The organism is Roseburia sp. 1XD42-69 (genome assembly GCF_003612565.1).
GTDB lineage: Bacteria > Bacillota > Clostridia > Lachnospirales > Lachnospiraceae > Roseburia_B.
In genome coordinates, this window is sequence record NZ_RAZG01000050.1 from 1 (window position 1) to 19,314 (window position 19,314).

The following is a 19,314-nucleotide window of genomic DNA, read 5'->3' on the forward strand; positions in this document are numbered from 1 at the left end:
ATCTCTTTCAATTCATCTGCCGAAAGAATATCCTGCCGCAACAAGGTTGATACTAAGTTTTTCACATTCCCACCGTAGACTTTATCAAGAAAGCTGTGGGTCTGCATGGTCTGGTATTCTGCTTCTGTCACCGTAGCTACATACTCATTCTTCCTGCCGATTTTTTTCACTTTCAAGAAATTTTTTTCGCCCAGACGGGAAAGTAAGGTGAGTACGGTGTTGTTCTTCCATTCGTTTTTGTCTTTTTCCAGTTCCTCCATGATGAGGGAGTATAAAGCTGCCCCTCCATTCTTCCAAATGATTTTCATTAGTACCAGTTCGGATTCAGAAATTTGCTGTGCCATTTTGTCCTCCTTTTATCTTAACATATTGTGGGTATGCAAACATCTTAACACTTTGTAGGTGATAATGCAATACCCTAAAGGAAATTTAAGAATTTATAAAAAGATATGAAAGAAGGGGGTGGGATTCCGTAGTAGTCGGCATTGGTGGGAATGTGTATAACTGGCTGTCTTATGGAGTTGTGGGTAACTCTGTTTGCAGGACGTGGGAAAGCTGCACTTTAGCTTTTCCATGTTCTGTGAACGGACTTTTCCATAACGGAATAGCAAGTTATACACATTTCCACGGTGCTTGTCTTTTGGTCTTTGGTTTCTTTGGGTCGGAATAGTGTGGTGCTGGCGGTCTATCTCTTGTTTTCGGTTACTTGCTTCTTTACCGTACATGAGCATTGGAGCCGGGGTTGTCCGAGCCGTAGCCCTCCAGCAAATTGACAACGCCCCAAACGCCGAGGCCCGCGCCCAGCGCGATAACAAGGGTCTGCAAGGTGGTGATAGCGGATGCGAAAAATGCCATATAGTCCTCCATTTCTCCGGGATTTTCCCGGGCACAAGAAAAGCCGCCCGGTATAGGAGGCAGGTGACACTTCGGGACAAAATGTCCCAAAGCTATACAAAAGCGTCCGGGTCGTCCAAATCGTCATAGTTGAGGATGTCCTCGTCCTCGTCTATGGGCGTTCTGTCCGGCACGTCCGCCTCGTACACGGTGTACTGCTCGTTGGGATTGAGCTTTTTTATACGGCGGCAGATAAGCCGCTCCAGCGAAAAGGCGTTTTTCTTCTTGTCCGCCTCCGCCGTGTATCGGTAGTTGGGGTGCTGTTTCAAATCGTATTTCCGGGAGTAGAACGGCGGCAGGCCCCGCAGTTGCAGGATGCACCTGTCGCCGGGCATGGTGGCAAGCTCGGCGGGGGTCATAAGCTCCCGGCCCAGCCGTTGCGTGTTCTGGTTGTAGCTTTCGGACTGGCCACGGGAGCGGCCCTCGGTCTGCATGGAGATGGTGGCCTTGCCCAGCCAGTTCTCGGAAATCTCCTTGATAGTGCTGGCCTCCCGGCCCCCGAGGAATACCACGCTGTCCATGTTGCCTAAAATGGTTTCCGCATTCTTGTCGTAGATTGCCTTACATTGGGCCAACTGCTGGTAGAACAGCGTCAGCCTCACCTCCCGGGAGCGGATGACCGCCACCAGCTTTTCGAGGTTCGGCACTTGTCCGGTGTTGGCGGCCTCGTCCCACAGCACCCGCACATGATGGGGCAGGCGGCCCCGTGTACGTTGTCCGCTCTTTCGCACAAGAGGTTGCGGAGGACATCATCCGTGATGCCGAGGCGGAGTTGGACGAAAAAGAAAAACACCGGAAACATAAGATGATGATAAACCGGACATTGAGCATTGGGATACTGAAAAATGACCTGATCTATATCCTGTTGGAAACGGACGCACGGAAACAGGATGAACTGTTCCAGCAGATCTATGAAGACATCAGCAAGAATCTGGTTCCAATAAGGCCAGAGCGCCATTACCGCCGGACCAAGGGGCAGATGGCGGGAAAATATTCAAATACGCATAAAAGAGCTTATTGAGCAGAAAAGTTATAGAACATGGGTACGTTCCGCATGATGAATACAGTACACTAGGGTACAAAGTCTATGCAAAGGTTATTTCTGGCAAAGCGCCCCCGTAAGAAAAACGTAAGAATTTCCGCAGAAAATTAATAGGATATAGTGGAAAGAAACGAAACAAAAACGTCTCTGCAATCGGTAAAATAGTATTGCCGGTTACAAAGACGTTTTTGTTTTGAAAAAGAAAGAGGGATAAGAGATGAAGAAAAAAATAGCTGTAATTTTCGGCGGCAAATCCACAGAATACGAAGTGTCGCTCCAGTCCGCCTCCGCCGTTCTCACCCATATAAACAGGGAAAAATACCAAATCATTCCAATTGGAATTACCAGAAAAGGGGAGTGGTATCGCTGCACAGGAGAAACGGAAAAAATCGGGGAGGATACCTGGCAGGAAGATGAAAAAAATATAATCCCAGTGGTATTTTCCCAGGGTCCCCTGCAAAAAGGCTTTTTAGAATTTTCAGGGAATACCGGGAAGGTGACAGGAGTGACAGAAGTTGACATGGTATTTCCTGTGCTGCATGGAAAAAACGGGGAGGACGGCAGGATTCAGGGAATGTTTGAGATGGCGGGCATCCCTGTAGTGGGATGCAACACCCTATCCTCCGCCCTCTGCATGGATAAGGAGAGGGCCCACAGGCTGGTGAGCCAGAGAGGAATTAATGTTCCTAAATCCCTGGCCTTTCAAGGCTTTGAAAGGGAGGGGGCATTGGAGGAAATCAAAGAAATACTGGCCCTTCCCCTGTTTGTAAAGCCCCTTCGGGCAGGTTCCTCCTTTGGGATTACAAAGGTGACGGAAATAGAGAGGCTTATAGATGCCCTAGAGATGGCATTTGAACATGACAATGAGGTGATTGTGGAGGAGGCCGTACCTGGCTTTGAAGTGGGGGCTGCCGTGATGGGGAGAGATACCCTTACCATTGGAAGGGTGGATGAAATAGAGCTTTCCACGGGATTTTTTGACTACACAGAAAAATATACCTTAAAAACCTCAAAAATCCATATGCCTGCAAGGATTCTGCCAGAGGAAGAGGAGCGGATCAAAAACACGGCTGCAAGGATTTATAAAATACTGGGGTGTTCGGGTTTCGCCAGGGTGGATATGTTTTACACTCCTACCGGGGAAATTGTTTTTAACGAGGTAAATACCATCCCCGGCTTTACGTCCCACAGCCGTTTTCCAAATATGATGAAAGGAATCGGCCTGTCTTTTCCGGAAATGCTGGACAGGCTGATAGGTATGTATGATGGGAATTAGAAGAAAAGTGATTGCGTATTCCAGGGGAAATGACCTGGGTTTTTTCTGGGAGTTTTACCGGTGGCAGAAAAAGGTAAAAAAAGGGTTTTTATTTGATATCCTTACATTTTTTATGAGCAGAAGCGCCCACAATCACGGGGGGTATGTGGGAGTGGATGCAAGACTTGGGGAAAACATCTCCCTTCCCCACGGCCTCCATGGAATCTTTATTTCCCGGTATGCTTTTGTGGGGGACAACTGCCTGATTTACCAGAATGTCACCATCGGGGAGGTGAACAGGAAAGCTCCGGTGATTGGGGATAACTGCCTGATTGGGGCGGGGGCGGTGTTAATCGGGGATATCAAAATCGGAAGTTTTGTAAAAATCGGTGCAGGGGCAGTGGTAAATACGGATATTCCGGATCATTGCACCGTGGTTTCCCAGCCGGTGCGGATACTGTTATAACGAATGTAAAATGATTGGCGGTTTTGCCAGGGAGAGACAAAATGAGGAAAATGTCAGGGAATACGGGGCGGGCATGGATCGAAGTAAATTTAAACAATTTAAGCCATAATGTAAAGACCCTGAAATCAGCAATGCCAAAAAAATGTGAACTTATGGCGGTGGTAAAGGCGGAGGCTTACGGCCATGGCGCCTATGTGGTTTCCAGGTCTTTAAATAAAATGGGAGTGAGGGCTTTTGCTGTTGCCACATTGGAGGAGGGTATCAAGTTAAGGCGGGGAGGTATCCGGGGAGAAATTTTAATTCTTGGGTACACGGAAGTTTTAAGGGCTTATGACCTAAAAAAGTATAGTTTAACTCAGACTGTGATCGATTATGGATATGCAGAAGCTTTAAACAGACAGAAAATACCCCTGAAGGTCCATGTGAAAATTGATACGGGGATGCACCGGTTGGGAGTGGGCTGGGATGAGCCGGGGAAGGTAAGGAAGATTTTTTCTATGAAATATCTGGATGCGACAGGGATATTTACCCATTTAAGCTGCTCCGACAGTTTAGAGCCCGGGGATGTCTCTTTTACTCAAAAGCAAATCCGCCGGTTTTACCGCTGCATCGGCCATTTAAAGAACCGGGGAATTGCCATTCCCAAAGTGCATATCCAAAGCAGTTACGGTCTTTTAAACTATCCAAATCTTTCCTGTGATTATGTAAGGGCGGGCATCGCCCTCTACGGGTGTTTCAGCTCCCCTGGGGACAAAACCCGGTTAAACCTTGATTTGCGCCCGGTACTTTCCTTAAAAGCAAAAGTGGTGCTGATACGTGAGATAAAAAAGGGGGAGCCTTTTGGGTACGGCAGAAATTTTACGGCGGGGAGAGATACCCGGATTGCACTGATATCCATTGGCTACGGGGACGGATATCCCAGAAGCTTATCCTGGGGGAATGGCTGGGTAAAAATCCGGGGGTATGTTCTGCCGGTGATTGGAAATATCTGCATGGATTCCCTTGGGGTGGATATCACCGATGCGGAGGGGGTTAGGCCGGGAGATACAGCAGTACTTATCGGCCAGGGGGATGTCTCCGCATCTTCTCTTGCAGGACTTGGGGGGAGCATCAGCAATGAACTCCTTTGCAGAATGGGAAGAAGGCTTCCAGTTGTGATAAAAATGCGGAAAAATTATAAAAGATGTGTGGAAGACGAAAAATACATTGACCATCTATCTTTCTATGAAGTATAATATAACTTAATGGAATGAAAAAATAGTACATAAGAGAGGGCAATGTATTGAGACAATTTTTTGGTATGAGCCAGAGCGGAAATCTTAACGAGGCTGTTTCAGGTTTAACGAATCCTCAGTTGATTCTTTTGATGTCAAACAGCAGCCAGTTTGAAGCGCATGTAAAAAGATTAGAAGAACTTTATCCCCGAGTGCCAAGTATTGGATGTATCGGGATGAGCTATGACACAAAAGTAGTGGAGAAAGGTGTAGGTGTCATAGCTTTTTGTGATGGTGTTACGGCGGCGGCAAATGTGCTGGAAGAAGTATCTGTTATGCCGGTGAAGTATATTGAACGTCTGGAAAGAGATGTGCGGGACATTAACAGTTCAAATACAAACACCGTCTGTATTGATTTTTGTGCCGGCAATGACGCCTGTGTTCTCACCACGGTTTACAGTGTATTAAAGCAGAGAGGCATTTCACTGGTGGGCGGCACAGGAGACGGAGGGAAAGTCTCTGCAAACGGCAGGGTTTATAAGGATGCGGTGGCCTATGCCCTGGTAAAAAATAATTCAGGCAGGGTGAAGGCTTACAAGGAAAATATTTACCACCCCATGGGGAGATACCGTTTTATTGCCTCAAGGACGGACAAGGCCAACTATATTCTGGGAGAATTAAACGGAGTGCCTGCCAAAAAGGTATATCAGGATATTTTACATATTACAGAACAGGAGATACAGACCCAGACATTTAAAAATCCTTTTGGAAAAATAAACGGGGATGACATCTGTATCATATCCATACAGGAAGTCTGCGGCAACGCCTTAAAATGTTTCCGTCAGGTAAACGATTCCGACGTACTGATTCTTTTGGAACTGGGAAATTACAGGCAGATTGTAAAACGCACCATCCAGATGATTCGCAGCGACTTCCCCAAAATATCAGCGGTGTTTTCCGTGAATTGTCTGTTCCGGTATCTGCTTTTTAGCGAGAATCACTATATGGAAGAATATCTTCGGGAGATGAGCGCCCTTGGAAATCATGCGGGCCTGGTGGGATACGGGGAACATTACAACAATCGGTTTGTCAACCAGTCCATGACCTGCGTGGTATTTGAGTAAGGGGGAAGAGAACATGAATTTTAAGAAAAAAGAAAAACTGGATAAGAGTCTGTATCCTGTGTTATATGTGATAAAAAGCCTGAAGGAATACCATGGTACTCTGGTGCAGGGTGAGGTGGATTCCTTAAAGGAACTGAGTATGGTCAGCAAATCTTTTGGGAATGTGCTGCAGGAATCAGAAAAATTCAAAGGGACGCTGGAGAATTTTGAGCAGACTTTTTCCAATATTGATTCCGTGTCCGGTCAATTTGCATCGGTAAAAGAAGATATTTCCCAGTCTGTGGACAAGGCTCAGGGCGAGGTGGAGGAGCTTAAGAACAGTTCCATATTAGTAGAGTCCTATTTTGTTGAAATGCAGAAAACATTTCAGGTTTTCCAGGAGTCTTTACACGAGATTAAGGGGTGCATGAGCAAAATTGTGTCCATTGCGGACCAGACGAATATTCTTTCCTTAAATGCCTCCATAGAAGCTGCAAGGGCAGGGGAACAGGGAAAGGGGTTTTCTGTTGTGGCGGGGGAAGTCAAAAGTCTCTCCGACGAGATTAAAAATCTGGCTGCCATGGTGGACTCCAGTATTCTGGATGTGGAACACGGGGCAGACGAGCTGAACAACAGCATTCACATTTCCCATCAGGCATTGGAGGAGAGCCTCTCTAAAGTGAATGAGACCTATGAGACCTTTGAAAGTATTACAAAGGCTGCGGAGGGCGCAGGAACGGTACAGTCGGATATCTCCCAGGTGATTGACAACTCCAGGGTAGAACTTCAGTCCGTGTGCAGCTTTTTTGAGAATCTCAAAGACGGCTATCAGGAAGTTATCCGGCATATTAACACGGCAAGCAAAATGGGAACTACCAAAAGCGCCATGTTTGAGGATATTGACAATATGCTCTCCCAGATACCGCCGGTGGTGGAGGACTATAACCAGTAATGCGGCAGGGTGAGATTTCAAAAAAGGAGAGAGCAAAATGATTTGGGCAAAAGAAGAGACGATGTCAAGGGCCGAGATAGAAGAAATACAGTTGAAACGGCTTACTGAGACGGTAAACCGGGTATATGCAAAGGTAGGGCCTTACCGGGAAAAAATGGATCAGGCAGGGGTTGTGCCTTCAGATATTAAGACGCTAAAGGATTTATCGAAACTTCCCTTTGTGACAAAGCAGGATATGAGGGATAATTATCCCTTTGGTCTCTTTGCCGTGCCAAAGGATGAGCTGGTTCGGATTCACGCCTCTAGCGGAACCACGGGGAAACCCACGGTTGTAGGGTACACGAAAAAAGATTTAAAGATGTGGACGGAATGCGTCTCCCGCATTGCCGCCATGGGAGGAGCCACAGAAAAAGATGTGGCTCAGATTTGTTTTGGATACGGAATGTTTACCGGGGCCTTAGGGCTTCATTTCGGCCTTGAGAATATGGGGGCGGCCCTTGTGCCATCTTCCACGGGAAATTCGGAAAAACAGATTATGTACATGAAAGATTTCGGCACCACCCTTTTGGTTGCAACCCCCTCCTACGCTCTTCGGTTAGGGGAGGTGGCGAAAGAGATGGGCCTTGATCCTAAAAAAGATCTGCAGGTAAAAATCGGTTTGGTGGGAAGCGAACTTTTGACAGAGGCTATGCGGGGGGAAATGCATAAACTCTGGGGGGAAGATATGCTTGTCACCTCCAATTACGGCATGAGCGAGCTGATGGGGCCGGGAGTTTCTGGGGAATGTGAATACCTTTGCGGGATGCATATTAACGAAGATTATTTTATCCCGGAAATTATAAATCCAAAGACAGGGGAAGTGCTTCCCCCGGGAGAAAAAGGGGAATTAGTCATTACCTGTATTTATAAAGAGGCTCTGCCCTTAATCCGTTACCGCACAAAGGACATTACAAGGCTTATCTATGAGCCCTGCAAGTGTGGCAGGACCACGGTGCGCATGGAAAATTTAAGCGGCAGGACAGACGATATGTTAAAAATCCGGGGAGTAAACGTATTCCCAAGCCAGATTGAGGAAGTTCTTTTGGGAATTGAGGAAATCGGCCCCCACTATGAGATTATTGTCACCAGGAAGAACCACTCAGACCTTCTGGAAATCCGGGTGGAACTTGTAAAACCTGTGGATGTGTACCGGGAATTGGAGGCTTTGGAGAAAAAGATTAAGCATAAGCTTCGGATTGTTTTGGGGCTGGATGCAAAAATACGCTTAGAATCCCCCAATACTCTAAAACGTTTTGAGGGGAAAGCACAGAGAGTAAAAGATCTGAGAAAGGAAGTATAAACCATTGGAAAAGAAGATAATGTTAGGCAATGAGGCAATCGCCAGGGGAGCCTATGAGGCGGGAGTGAAAGTGTCCGCCGCATATCCCGGAACTCCCAGCACGGAAATCAGTGAAAATATTGCCCTGTATGACGAGATTTATGCAGAGTGGTCCCCCAATGAGAAAGTTGCCACGGAGGTGGCTATCGGCGCCTCCATAAGCGGTGTGCGGGCCATGGCCTCCATGAAACACGTGGGGGTAAATGTGGCAAGCGATCCCTTGTATACCATTTCTTACAGCGGTGTAAACGGGGGGCTGGTTTTGGTGGCAGCGGACGACCCCGGCCTTTACAGCTCCCAGAATGAGCAGGATACAAGATGTGTGGCAAGGGCGGCACTTGTGCCGGTGTTAGAGCCCTCCGACAGCCAGGAGGCAAAGGACTTTGTAAAAACTGCCTATGAGATCAGCGAAAAATACGACACTCCGGTTATCTTAAGGACCACCACACGTCTGGCCCATTCCCAGGGGGTGGTAACTTTGGAGGAGAGACAGGAAATAGAGGATAAGCCCTATGAGAGAAATCCGGCAAAATATGTGATGATGCCGGCAAATGCCATTGGGCGCCATGTGTACGTGGAGCAGAGAATGAATGCCTTAGCCCAGGATGGCTGCGGCTTTGCCATTAACCGGGCAGAGTACCGGGATACCTCCATTGGTTTTATCACCAGCGGAATACCCTATCAGTATGTGAGGGAAGCCTGTCCTAATGCATCCGTGTTAAAACTTGGCATGGTTCATCCTCTGCCCAAAAAGCTTATCGAAGAATTTGCACAAAAAGTGGATGTGCTTTACATATTTGAGGAATTGGAGCCTGTAATCGAAGAGCAGGTAAAATCCTGGGGCATAAAAGCTTTGGGAAAAGAGATTTTTACCCTTCAGGGAGAGTATTCCGCAAATATGATTCGGGAAAAAGTCTTAAAAGAAGATTTACATATCAAAGAGCCTGCAAAAGTTCCGGCAAGGCCCCCCATTCTCTGTCCGGGATGTCCCCACAGAAGCGTGTATTCCGTGTTAAGTAAATTAAAAATCCATGCTGCCGGGGATATCGGGTGTTATACGTTAGGAGCCCTGCCCCCCTTGAATGTAATTGACACTACCGTGTGCATGGGTTCCAGTATTTCCACCCTTCACGGCATGGAAAAGGCAAAGGGAAAAGAGTATGTGAAAAACTGGGTGGCAGTTATCGGGGATTCCACCTTTATGCACACCGGGGTAAATTCCCTGATGAATATGGTGTACAACCAGGCCACGGGAACCGTGATTATCCTTGACAATTCCACCACAGGCATGACAGGGCATCAGGACCATGCTGCCACTGGGAAAACCTTAAAGGGAGAGACAGTCCCTGCCATAAATATTTTTAATCTCTGCAAGGCCATGGGAATTGAATCGGTGACGGAGGTAAATGCTTTTGACACGGAGGCGCTGGAGCGGGTGATAAAAGAGGAAGTGGCAAGGGATGCAGTTTCTGTTATTATTACAAAATCGCCCTGCGTTTTATTAAAGGGCAATGTATTTCCCTATAAATGCACACCGGTGGAGGACAAATGTAAAAAGTGCGGGATGTGTTTAAAACCCGGATGTCCTGCCCTTCGGAAGAAATCGGATGGAACCATAGCCATAGACGAGACCATGTGCAATGGCTGCGGCCTCTGTGAACAGTTGTGCAAATTTGGCGCTATAGAGCGGGTGAAAGGATAGAGGAGGAAGGCAAAATGCGAAGCATATTTTTGAATGCCTTCCCACGACTTGCCGCCGAACCTTGTGTGAGGGGGCGTTACATTAGAAAAGGAGCAGGAGATGACAAAGAATATTATGATTGTAGGGGTGGGAGGACAGGGAACCCTTCTCACCAGCCGTATCCTGGGAGGCATTACAAGAGATGCGGGATATGACGTGAAATTATCAGAAGTCCACGGTATGGCCCAGAGAGGCGGAAGCGTGGTGACCTTTGTGCGCTATGGGGAAGCGGTGGCGGAGCCCATTGTGGAGGCAGGATGTGCCGATGTGCTCATCGCTTTTGAAAAATTGGAAGCCCTTCGTTATGCCCACTTTTTAAAGGAGGACGGGGTGCTGATTTTAAATGAACAGCGCATGGAGCCTATAACCGTATTAACCGGGGCGGCCGCTTATCCCGAACATATTGTGGAAGATTTGGAAAAAGAGTACACGGTGTTTAAGATGGATGCCATGGAGGAGGCAAAGAAACTGGGAAACGCTAAGGTTTTTAATATCATTGTCCTTGGAATGGCTGCAAGGCATATGGATTTTTCCAAAGAGGCATGGCTTTCGGCTATCGAAAAGACAGTGCCGCCCAAGACAGTGGAAATCAACCGCACTGCATTTTTAAAAGGATATGAGGGGGCGTAAAAATGATTTGGAATGAAACCAAAGAGTGTATGAGCAGGGATGAGATGGAGTTTCTCCAGAGCAAGCGTCTGGTGAAAACCGTGGACAGGGTGTACCACAACGTGGAATTTTACCGCAAAAAAATGCAGCAGGTGGGAATTGAGCCCGGGGATATCAAGGGAATTGAAGACCTCCACAAGCTGCCCTACACTACAAAAAATGATTTGCGGGATACCTATCCCTTCGGTTTGTTTGCAGCTCCAAAATCAGAGATTGTCCGTGTTCATGCATCTTCCGGCACCACCGGGAAAGCTACGGTGGTGGGGTACACCAGAAGGGATCTTGATATCTGGAGCGAATGTGTGGCAAGGGCTTTGACCCAGGCGGGAGTCACGAGGGATGATATTATCCAGGTGGCCTACGGCTACGGCCTGTTTACCGGGGGCTTAGGGGCCCACGGGGGAGCGGAAAAACTTGGGGCTATTGTAGTGCCCATGTCCACAGGCAACACGAAAAAGCTTACCACTATGATGAAAGACTTCGGGGTGACAGCCATTGCCTGCACGCCTTCCTACCTTCTCCACATTGCGGAGGTGCTGGAAGAGTCGGGGAGCATACCGGAGATTAAATTAAAAGCCGCTGTCTGCGGTGCGGAGCCCTGGACAGAAAATATGAGGAAACAGATAGAGGAAAAACTTCACATCCATGCCTTTGACATTTACGGACTTTCGGAAGTTATGGGGCCCGGGGTTGCCTGCGACTGTGAATATCATAAGGGGCTTCACGTCTATGAAGACCATTTCCTCCCGGAAATTATTGACCCGGAAACCTTAAAGCCATTGCCTAAGGGAGAGACAGGAGAACTGGTATTTACCACTCTGACAAAAGAGGGGCTTCCCCTCCTTCGTTACCGCACAAAGGATTTGACCAGCATCGATTACTCCCCCTGCGAGTGCGGCAGAACCCTGGCCAGAATCAGCCGGTTTAAAGGGCGTTCCGATGATATGTTAATTATCCGGGGTGTAAATGTATTCCCGTCCCAGGTGGAGGCTGCCCTTTTGGAACTGGGAGGCACCACACCCCACTATATGATGATTGTGGACAGGAAAAATAATCTGGACACTTTAGAGATCCAGGTGGAAGTGGATGAGAGTTTCTTTTCCGATGAAATCAGGGGACTGGAAAATCTTACCAAAAAGATTGGTCATGCCATCCAGAATGCCATTGGCCTTGCGGCAAAAATTAAGCTGGTGGAGCCAAAGACTTTGGAGCGGAGCATGGGAAAAGCAGTCCATGTAATTGATAAACGGAAACTTGTGTAAATTTTGGCAGGTATAAAACAGAGGAATGGAGGAAACTATGTTTATAAAACAGTTGTCGGTATTTATTGAAAACCAGGAAGGGCGCTTAGAGCAGGTTTTGGAAGTGCTGAAACAGGAAGGGATTAATATTATTTCTTTAAGCCTGGCGGATACCAGCGAATATGGGCTTTTGCGGCTGATCACATCTGACCCGGCGGCAGGACAGGCTGCCTTAAAGAAACAGGGATTTTCCGCCATGCTCACAGATGTGCTGGCGGTAAGGCTTGCCCATCAGGTTGGGAGGCTTCAGGAAATATTAAGCTTTGTCTGCAAAGCGGGGCTTAACGTGGAATATATGTATGCCCTTTCCAACAAAGAGGGGGATGCCTCAATCATCTGCAAAATATCCAACGGGGATGAGGCTGCCGTTCTTTTAAAGAGCAAAGAGGTGGAATTATTCAGCCAGGAGGATATTTTGAGAATATTCTGTTAATTAGGAGCGATATTATTATGATTGTAGATTTTCACACCCATATTTTTCCAGATAAAATTGCAAAAAAAACCATAGAGAAGCTGGAAGATATCGCAAATGTGAAGGCTTTTACCGATGGCAGGGAAGTAAGCCTGATTTCATCCATGGAAGAAGCGGGGGTGGATTTGTCCCTGGTTCTCCCTGTGGTGACAAAGCCGGAGCAGTTTGTCACCATAAATGATTTTGCGGCAAGGTTAAATGAGAAATACCAGGGGAAGAGCCGGAGGCTTTTCTCTTTTGGGGGAATCCACCCGGATTCCCCGGATTACAAAAGGGAGCTTCGCACCATATATGATTTGGGGCTGAAAGGGATAAAACTGCATCCGGATTACCAGAGTACTTATTTTGACGATATGAAATATATGCGCATTTTGGATTATGCCTCAGAGCTTGGGCTTATCACCATTGTGCACACAGGAATCGATATCGGGTTTCCTGACCATGTAAGGTGCACACCAATGATGATTCGCCGGGTTTTGGATGAAGTTGCCCCGGAAAAGCTGGTGCTTGCCCACTACGGCGGGTTTAAAATGTGGGAGAAGGCAGGGGAGCTTATCGCCGGGAAAAATGTGTATCTGGATACCGCCTACCTCTTTGATTTTATAGAGGATGATTTGTTCCTTCAGATTTTAAAAAAGCATGGGGCGGACAGAGTGCTTTTTGCCACGGACAGCCCCTGGAGCGGGCAGAAGGAGTCTTTGTCCCATTTAAAAGGGCTTTCCATTCCAAACGAAGATTTGGATAAAATCTTGGGGGGGAATGCCTGTGAACTATTAAATTTGTAAAGATACGGCCATTGCGAAACCTGTCTTTGGATTGTGAAAAGAGGGTTTCGCATTTGTCTGTTTTAACGGTTTTTATAAGGAGGAAGTTGTGTTAATTAAGTTTGTTTTTTTGATCGTATTTTTTGCTGTTATGATTGGGGTGGGGCTGTATTCCCGCAGACATGCCACAAATGTCAATGATTTTGTCCTGGGGGGAAGGGCTGTTGGCCCCTGGCTTACGGCTTTTGCCTACGGGACATCCTATTTTTCTGCTGTGGTGTTTGTGGGCTATGCCGGACAGTTTGGTTACAAATACGGCCTGGCCTCCACATGGATTGGAATCGGCAATGCCTTTATCGGTTCTCTATTGGCATGGGTGATTCTGGGACGGCGTACCAGGATTATGAGTAACCATTTATCTGCTTCCACTATGCCGGACTATTTCGGAAAGCGTTATCAGAGCAATGCACTTCGGATTGCCGCATCTGCAATTTCATTTATTTTCTTAATTCCCTACACTGCATCTGTATACAATGGGCTTTCCAGACTTTTTGGAATGGCTTTTGACATTCCCTATGAAGCCTGTGTGATTGCCATGGCAGTGCTGACCTGCATCTATGTAACCCTGGGGGGATATATGGCCACGGCGATTAATGACTTTATACAGGGAATCGTGATGCTTGGGGGGATTGTTGTGGTTATCCTTGCGGTGTTAAAGGGCCAGGGGGGATTTTTACATGCAGTTTCTTCTCTGGCGGAGTTTGAAAGCGATATCCCGGTAACCATGGGACAGAAGGGGGCTTTTGCTTCCTTTTTCGGGCCGGACCCCTTAAATCTTCTGGGCGTTATTGTTTTAACTTCCCTTGGAACCTGGGGGCTGCCTCAGATGATACATAAGTTTTATGCCATCAAAGATGAGCGTTCCATTCAGTCGGGAACGGTTATCTCCACATTTTTTGCAGTGATTGTCTCCGGGGGATGCTATTTTTTGGGAGGCTTCGGAAGGCTTTTTGATACGGAGAAAATTCATGGGGCGGACGGAAGCGTGATTTACGATGCCATTATTCCCTCCATGCTCTCCACACTGCCGGATATTTTAGTTGGAATCGTGATTGTCCTTGTGCTCTCCGCCTCCATGTCCACCTTATCCTCCCTGGTGCTCACCTCCAGTTCCACCCTGACGCTGGACTTTTTAAAGGATAATGTATTTAAAAATATGGACGAAAAGAAACAGTTACTGTGGATGCGGATCCTTTTGGTATTTTTCATTGTCTGCTCCGTGGTATTGGCCCTTTTCCCGCCCAAATCTATCGCCCGGTTTATCGCCCAGCTTATGGGAATCTCCTGGGGCGCCCTGGCAGGGGCGTTCTTAGCGCCGTTTCTCTATGGATTGTACTGGAAAGGCGTTACCAGGGCGGCAGTGTGGGCAAGTTTTATCTGCGGCATCGGCATTACCGTATCCAATATGTTTTTCTCCTACATTAAGTCCCCCATAAACGCCGGGGCCATCGCAATGGCGGCGGGGCTTATGATCGTGCCCCTTGTGAGTCTGTTTACCCCGAAGATGGAGGAAAATGAGGTGGAGAAAATTTTCTCCTGTATGGAGGAACAGGTAGTGGTAGATAAAAAGACAGCACTGCCCAGGGAGGGGAAGAAGCAGGGGTAAAGCCTTTCCATGAAATGCTCTCTTTTTTGTGCAGGAGAAAAATGTCTCTTGCCGCTGTGGATTTGCAGGGAAAAGAGATGAAAATTATTGATGTAGCAGCAAAGTACGACTACAGTTTCCCCACAGAATTTAACAGGGCTTTTCAGTCCGTTCATGGACTCCCCCCCTCCGCCGTAAAAAGCGAAGGCGTATCCGTAAAATCCTTTCCTCCTCTCACGTTTAAAGTCACAGTCAAAGGAGTGGAAGAAATGAATTACCGAATTGAGACAAAAGAGGCGTTCCGTATTGTGGGAGTATCTGTGCCCTTGTACAAAGATATTGAGAAAAATTTTACCGTCATTCCCCCAAAGTGGGAGGAAGTTTCTACAAACGGGACGCTGGAAAAATTAATCAGCATGATGGACACGCCGCCTATGGGGGTGCTGGGAGTTTCTACCTGCAATGATACGGAACCCTGGAGATACTTTATCGCCGTTTCTTCTTCCAAAAGGTCAGAGGGATTGGAAGAGTATACTGTACCTGGGGCTACCTGGGCAATTTTTCCGGGGAAGGGAACCAACCAGTCCATTCAGGAGCTGGAGCGGCGGATATTTTCCGGACAAATTCAAGACGGATGAAGGTTTAGGGCTTTCAGAAAATAAAAAAGTCAACCGCTATTAATGGTTAATGCATATTGACCGATATATACTTTGAATAAGTCAAATATCAATGCAAAACGGCAGGGCACTTGGCAGGGATGTTTCTTAAGGGCCTGCAGAAAGAAGCGAAAGGATGAAAGCGGTATGGCAAAGGAAGAGATTACACCAAGCGAATGGCAGATTATGGAGGTTCTGTGGGCCTGTAAGGAACCCCTGACCTCCGCAGAGGTTTATAAAAGGATGCAGGGGAATGTGGATATGTCCCAGAGGATGGTGCGGGTGCTGATGAACCGCCTGAACCAGAAGGATATTTTAGGCTACACAGTGGATGAGCATGATTTGCGGGTTTACCATTATTATGTGAAAAAGCCAAGGGAGGAATGTGTGAAGGAGAAGAGCAGGAAGTTTGTGGACAGCTATTTTTCCGGCAATGGGACAAATGCCATGGCAGCGCTTTTGCAGAGTTTTTCCCTGACGGAGGAACAGATTCAGGAACTGGAGGAGATACTTAAGAAAAGCCGGGGGCAGGGTGGCAAATCCCCGGACAAGGAGGGGTAAACCATGCCTGACTGGTCACAGCTTGGCAGTCTTTTTGATTTTTCAGCGGTATATTACACCACCCAGCTTGTGCGGTGCGCAATTTTTTCCTACATGCTCCTCGGGCTTGTGATGCTGCTGCGCAAAGTGCTTTTTTCAGGGCGGACTTTTCTCAAGGGGATGTTGTGGACATCTTTCCTGCTCATCCCCTTTCTTGGAAAGCTGAAAATGTTTTATGAAAATGAGTTTGTTATAAACCTGACCTGGAGGCTGACCGGGGCAGCCATTTCATGGATTTGGGCTGACCGTATGTATATGGCGGGAATTTTTACAGTTTTTATCTGCATCTTTGGAAAGAGGCTGCGCCTCTGGCGGTTCGTTTCCGGGATGGAAAAGGCATCCCTTTATCATACCCTGGTCAGGGTTACGGATATGAATGTCACACCCTTTACGGCTGGGCTTTTAAGACCCAGGATTGTCATCCCCAAAGTGATATTGGAAAACTACGGCAGGGAAGAATTATGGGCGGTTTTGCAGCATGAAAAGACCCATATAAGGCTGGGGCATTTGTGGTTTGGATTTTTATGGGACATTTTGCGGTGCCTTTTGTGGGTAAACCCTTTTCTGACCATTTTTCAGAAACAGTTCCGGGAGGATATGGAAGATATCTGCGACAGGGTGTGCATACAAAAAAGCGGAAAGACGGCCCAGGAATATGGGATGGTGCTGTTAAAAACCTTAAAACTTCTGGGCACAGAATCGGGGAATACTCCCTCTGCCGTTACCTATGTGGGAGAACAGGAATTTAAAGACATGAAAAGACGGATGGGTAAAATTGCAGATTTTTGCCCATATAGGAAAAGAATGTGTCTTGGCATGACAGGGGCAGCCCTTCTGATGATTGCGTCTGCATTTCTGGCAGTGCGTACCCATTCTTATGCCCGGTGCAACGAGAGCAGGGACATTATGATTGGAAATTATGACGGGAAGGCTGAAATTATTTCCCATGATACTGGGGAACTGAGCCGGATGATTTCCTATGATGACAGGTTTGTCTATGTCAGGCGGGAAGCCTTTGAGGAATTTTTGGAAAAAAACCATGGGGAGGGGGAAATATGGATTGTTTTTGGCGGATTTTATAAACTTCCGGGTCTGGCAGGGGCGGCGGAGGCATGTATTTACGAGAGGGGGTTAAGAGACAAAATAGTGCGTATTCCCTATGAGAGCATTATGGATAACTGGTATTTTGAACTGCTTAAATTGTTATAGGCGAACGTTATACTAGGGAACTGAAAAGGATTTCAAGGAATGTATCAAGGAGGACAAGATTATGGCAATGGAGATTACAAACAATTACAGTAATACATATGAGAATGCATATGCATTGCAAAAAGAATCGCTGGCAGCAGAGAAAAAGGAAACATCTAAGGCAGCGGGGGCACAAATAAATTCCAACACAGGAAACAGCAGGACAAAAAGAACGGCAGAATATACGAAAGAACTGGCAAAACTTGTTCCAAGCGTGGAATTTAAGGTTGGAACTGCCTGCTCGTCAGCCAGAAACGGCAAGTCACTTACGGTTCATCCCGGACTTTTGGAAAAAATGCAGAATGACCCGGAAAAAGAGAAGGATATGAAAGACATGATAAGAGGCGTTGAGTCTATGTCTAAACTGGCAGAAAGCATGGCGAAAGCCACTGGCTGGACCATAGTGTATCAGCACAGTTATATTGATGAGAACGGAAAATATCACTGCAGAATGCAGACCAGAAACGATGGTATGTTAAAATTAAGCGATAAGCTCCGGGAGGAACGGAAGAAAAATTCGGAGAAACTGCTTGAAAAGACAAAAGAAAAGGCGGCAGAAAAGAAAGAAAAATTAACTCCAAACAAAGCCCAACAGTTTCTAAATGAAAAACTGGCAGCTTCCAAAGACGGCATGATTTGTTTGAATGATACAGATATGCGGACAATGATGGAGGCTGAAAAAGAAGATTATGCAGGCAGGACAAATACAAAACGGCAGGCGGGGGCCGGTGCCAATTTGGACTTAAAGGTGTAGCAGGAAAAAATTATAAAATCAGGAGGACAAATTATGGCAATGGAGATTACCAGCAATTACGGGGCTCAGAGCATGATGGAAAGCAGCGTCACGGAGGGTACAAAAAGGAAGGAAACAGAAAGCAGACAAAAGAGCAGGGCAGAGTATGCTAGGGAGCTGGCAAAACTTGTTCCAAGCGCAGAGTTTAAAATTGGAAATGGATTTTCCCCAGGAAAGAGCAGCAAAACCCTGACGGTGAATCCACAGCTTTTGGAAAAAATGCAGAATGACCCGGAAACAGAAAAAGAAATGAAGGAATTAATAAAAGGCGCTGAATTAGCTGTCAAGAGACTGGACAGTGCGATGCATGCCATGGGCTGGTCGGTTGTGTTTAAGCATGATTACATAGATGAAAATGGAAAGTATCAACAGATTTGCCTTGTCAGAAATGACTTTATGCTGAATATGAGCGATAAGCTTAGGGAGGAAAGACGGAAAAATTCGGAAGAGCTGATAGAAAAGACAAAAGAGAAAGCGGAAAAGGCAAAACAGCTTTTGGAGGACAAAATAGCTGCCTCCAAGGACGGAAAGGTTTATCTGGATGACACCGATATCCTCACAATTATGGAAGCTGCCCGGGAAGATTGTGCGGCGGGGGATAATGCAGTGAAGGTTTCCATCTCCCGGGAGGGTATGGAAAAATACCTGGAACAGATACGTGAAAAAAACGCGGAGGGCAAAGTCATTCAAAAAGGGGGAAATAAGGAAAGTATTGTAAGGCAGGCAAATCAGATGGCAAATGCCTTATCTGCAAATAGCTATGCCAGGGAATTAGCCGAAGAAATGGAAAAGGCAAAGGATTTGAACAGGGCCTACGGAAATCTTTATGACAGGATTGTACAGGGATATGAGAACGGTACAAGGGAACGTTATACAGAGGATAAAAATTCAGAGACAGGTTATAGGAAAATGACAAAGGAAGAAGAATTAAAAGGGCTTTCCCTGGCATTTCAGAAGAAGGCACATGAGGAGGATGTGAAAAAAATGATTTCAGAGGAATTTAAGCGGCTGAAAGAAGGCTAAAATTCCCTGTAAACCGGGAGGCGCATGGATAACGATTACTGTTCCATGCGTCTTTTTTATGTACACGGGCATCCAGAGGAAATACAGATCAATTCCTG

19 protein-coding genes and 2 pseudogenes are annotated in these 19,314 nt (G+C 46.8%); 18 read left to right on the forward strand and 3 right to left on the reverse strand.

The genetic code is table 11. The annotated features are described in order from the left end of the window. The 3 genes and pseudogenes from D7Y06_RS17880 to D7Y06_RS17890 form a co-directional block, all read right to left on the reverse strand. The coding region (locus D7Y06_RS17880; RefSeq protein WP_147415708.1) for a BlaI/MecI/CopY family transcriptional regulator at positions 1-344 on the reverse strand (344 nt) is incomplete at its 3' end. Positions 345-714: 370 nt separating this feature from the next. Then, the gene (locus D7Y06_RS17885; protein ID WP_135976523.1) at positions 715-855 is read right to left on the reverse strand and encodes a Maff2 family mobile element protein; all 141 of its coding nucleotides are present in this window, start codon (positions 853-855) and stop codon (positions 715-717) included. 92 nt (positions 856-947) lie between these two features. Next, a pseudogene (locus D7Y06_RS17890) lies at positions 948-1,633 on the reverse strand (type IV secretory system conjugative DNA transfer family protein); the annotation flags it as partial. On the opposite strand from D7Y06_RS17890, the gene D7Y06_RS17895 reads away from it, so the two are divergent. The 18 genes and pseudogenes from D7Y06_RS17895 (at position 1,601) to D7Y06_RS27260 (ending at position 19,216) form a co-directional block, all read left to right on the forward strand. Beyond that, on the forward strand, positions 1,601-1,915 hold the full coding sequence (locus D7Y06_RS17895; protein ID WP_199714760.1) for a hypothetical protein: 315 nt from the start codon (positions 1,601-1,603) through the stop codon (positions 1,913-1,915). The pseudogene D7Y06_RS17890 and the gene D7Y06_RS17895 sit on opposite strands and share 33 nt — an antisense overlap. A 238-nt stretch (positions 1,916-2,153) precedes the next feature. Next, positions 2,154-3,212 (forward strand): D-alanine--D-serine ligase VanG, encoded by a 1,059-nt coding sequence (vanG, locus tag D7Y06_RS17900; protein ID WP_120409099.1) that lies wholly within the window; start codon positions 2,154-2,156, stop codon positions 3,210-3,212. After that, complete coding sequence (locus tag D7Y06_RS17905; protein WP_243119381.1) at positions 3,199-3,657, forward strand: serine acetyltransferase; 459 nt, start codon at positions 3,199-3,201, stop codon at positions 3,655-3,657. The genes vanG and D7Y06_RS17905 overlap by 14 nt, the downstream gene beginning before the upstream one ends. Positions 3,658-3,698: 41 nt before the next feature. Further along, positions 3,699-4,892 (forward strand): serine racemase VanT catalytic subunit, encoded by a 1,194-nt coding sequence (vanT, locus tag D7Y06_RS17910; protein WP_120409100.1) that lies wholly within the window; start codon positions 3,699-3,701, stop codon positions 4,890-4,892. Between the two features lie 47 nt (positions 4,893-4,939). Beyond that, a complete protein-coding gene (locus tag D7Y06_RS17915; protein WP_120409101.1) occupies positions 4,940-5,995 on the forward strand; it encodes an FIST signal transduction protein in 1,056 nt (351 codons plus the stop codon). Between the two features lie 13 nt (positions 5,996-6,008). After that, positions 6,009-6,926, forward strand: a complete 918-nt coding sequence (locus D7Y06_RS17920; RefSeq protein WP_120409102.1) for a methyl-accepting chemotaxis protein — start codon at positions 6,009-6,011, stop codon at positions 6,924-6,926. A 37-nt stretch (positions 6,927-6,963) separates the two neighbouring features. Then, positions 6,964-8,265, forward strand: coding sequence for a phenylacetate--CoA ligase family protein (locus D7Y06_RS17925; protein WP_120409103.1), 1,302 nt, complete (start codon positions 6,964-6,966; stop codon positions 8,263-8,265). A 19-nt stretch (positions 8,266-8,284) separates the two neighbouring features. Beyond that, positions 8,285-10,006, forward strand: a complete 1,722-nt coding sequence (iorA, locus tag D7Y06_RS17930; protein ID WP_120409120.1) for an indolepyruvate ferredoxin oxidoreductase subunit alpha — start codon at positions 8,285-8,287, stop codon at positions 10,004-10,006. 99 nt (positions 10,007-10,105) lie between these two features. After that, complete coding sequence (locus D7Y06_RS17935) at positions 10,106-10,675, forward strand: indolepyruvate oxidoreductase subunit beta (protein WP_120409104.1); 570 nt, start codon at positions 10,106-10,108, stop codon at positions 10,673-10,675. 2 nt (positions 10,676-10,677) lie between these two features. Further along, positions 10,678-11,976 (forward strand): phenylacetate--CoA ligase family protein, encoded by a 1,299-nt coding sequence (locus D7Y06_RS17940; protein WP_120409105.1) that lies wholly within the window; start codon positions 10,678-10,680, stop codon positions 11,974-11,976. Between the two features lie 37 nt (positions 11,977-12,013). Continuing rightward, positions 12,014-12,448: an amino acid-binding protein gene (locus D7Y06_RS17945; RefSeq protein ID WP_120409106.1), complete on the forward strand. Its 435-nt coding sequence runs from the start codon at positions 12,014-12,016 to the stop codon at positions 12,446-12,448. 17 nt (positions 12,449-12,465) lie between these two features. After that, positions 12,466-13,272, forward strand: coding sequence for an amidohydrolase family protein (locus tag D7Y06_RS17950; RefSeq protein WP_120409107.1), 807 nt, complete (start codon positions 12,466-12,468; stop codon positions 13,270-13,272). Positions 13,273-13,360: 88 nt separating this feature from the next. Next, complete coding sequence (locus D7Y06_RS17955) at positions 13,361-14,917, forward strand: sodium:solute symporter family protein (protein ID WP_120409108.1); 1,557 nt, start codon at positions 13,361-13,363, stop codon at positions 14,915-14,917. A gap of 23 nt (positions 14,918-14,940) precedes the next feature. Then, positions 14,941-15,513: pseudogene (locus tag D7Y06_RS17960) on the forward strand (effector binding domain-containing protein); the annotation flags it as partial. Between the two features lie 186 nt (positions 15,514-15,699). Beyond that, complete coding sequence (locus D7Y06_RS17965) at positions 15,700-16,113, forward strand: BlaI/MecI/CopY family transcriptional regulator (RefSeq protein ID WP_120409110.1); 414 nt, start codon at positions 15,700-15,702, stop codon at positions 16,111-16,113. 3 nt (positions 16,114-16,116) lie between these two features. Then, positions 16,117-17,361: a M56 family metallopeptidase gene (locus D7Y06_RS17970; RefSeq protein WP_120409111.1), complete on the forward strand. Its 1,245-nt coding sequence runs from the start codon at positions 16,117-16,119 to the stop codon at positions 17,359-17,361. Between the two features lie 61 nt (positions 17,362-17,422). After that, the gene (locus D7Y06_RS17975) at positions 17,423-18,154 is read left to right on the forward strand and encodes a DUF6033 family protein (RefSeq protein WP_120409112.1); all 732 of its coding nucleotides are present in this window, start codon (positions 17,423-17,425) and stop codon (positions 18,152-18,154) included. Positions 18,155-18,187: 33 nt separating this feature from the next. Further along, positions 18,188-19,216: a DUF6033 family protein gene (locus tag D7Y06_RS27260; protein ID WP_243119382.1), complete on the forward strand. Its 1,029-nt coding sequence runs from the start codon at positions 18,188-18,190 to the stop codon at positions 19,214-19,216. Positions 19,217-19,314 lie beyond the last annotated feature (98 nt).

Excerpts from the sequence above, each read along its gene's own strand:
- D7Y06_RS17905 (WP_243119381.1), top strand. The coding sequence starts at position 3,199 with ATGATGGGAATTAGAAGAAAAGTGATTGCGTATTCCAGGGGAAATGAC.
- D7Y06_RS17920 (WP_120409102.1), top strand. The coding sequence starts at position 6,009 with ATGAATTTTAAGAAAAAAGAAAAACTGGATAAGAGTCTGTATCCTGTG.
- D7Y06_RS17885 (WP_135976523.1), bottom strand. The coding sequence starts at position 855 with ATGGCATTTTTCGCATCCGCTATCACCACCTTGCAGACCCTTGTTATC.
- D7Y06_RS17965 (WP_120409110.1), top strand. The coding sequence starts at position 15,700 with ATGGCAAAGGAAGAGATTACACCAAGCGAATGGCAGATTATGGAGGTT.
- D7Y06_RS17925 (WP_120409103.1), top strand. The coding sequence starts at position 6,964 with ATGATTTGGGCAAAAGAAGAGACGATGTCAAGGGCCGAGATAGAAGAA.
- iorA (WP_120409120.1), top strand. The coding sequence starts at position 8,285 with ATGTTAGGCAATGAGGCAATCGCCAGGGGAGCCTATGAGGCGGGAGTG.
- D7Y06_RS17935 (WP_120409104.1), top strand. The coding sequence starts at position 10,106 with ATGACAAAGAATATTATGATTGTAGGGGTGGGAGGACAGGGAACCCTT.
- vanG (WP_120409099.1), top strand. The coding sequence starts at position 2,154 with ATGAAGAAAAAAATAGCTGTAATTTTCGGCGGCAAATCCACAGAATAC.
- D7Y06_RS17975 (WP_120409112.1), top strand. The coding sequence starts at position 17,423 with ATGGCAATGGAGATTACAAACAATTACAGTAATACATATGAGAATGCA.
- D7Y06_RS17970 (WP_120409111.1), top strand. The coding sequence starts at position 16,117 with ATGCCTGACTGGTCACAGCTTGGCAGTCTTTTTGATTTTTCAGCGGTA.
- D7Y06_RS17940 (WP_120409105.1), top strand. The coding sequence starts at position 10,678 with ATGATTTGGAATGAAACCAAAGAGTGTATGAGCAGGGATGAGATGGAG.
- D7Y06_RS17945 (WP_120409106.1), top strand. The coding sequence starts at position 12,014 with ATGTTTATAAAACAGTTGTCGGTATTTATTGAAAACCAGGAAGGGCGC.
- vanT (WP_120409100.1), top strand. The coding sequence starts at position 3,699 with ATGAGGAAAATGTCAGGGAATACGGGGCGGGCATGGATCGAAGTAAAT.
- D7Y06_RS17950 (WP_120409107.1), top strand. The coding sequence starts at position 12,466 with ATGATTGTAGATTTTCACACCCATATTTTTCCAGATAAAATTGCAAAA.
- D7Y06_RS27260 (WP_243119382.1), top strand. The coding sequence starts at position 18,188 with ATGGCAATGGAGATTACCAGCAATTACGGGGCTCAGAGCATGATGGAA.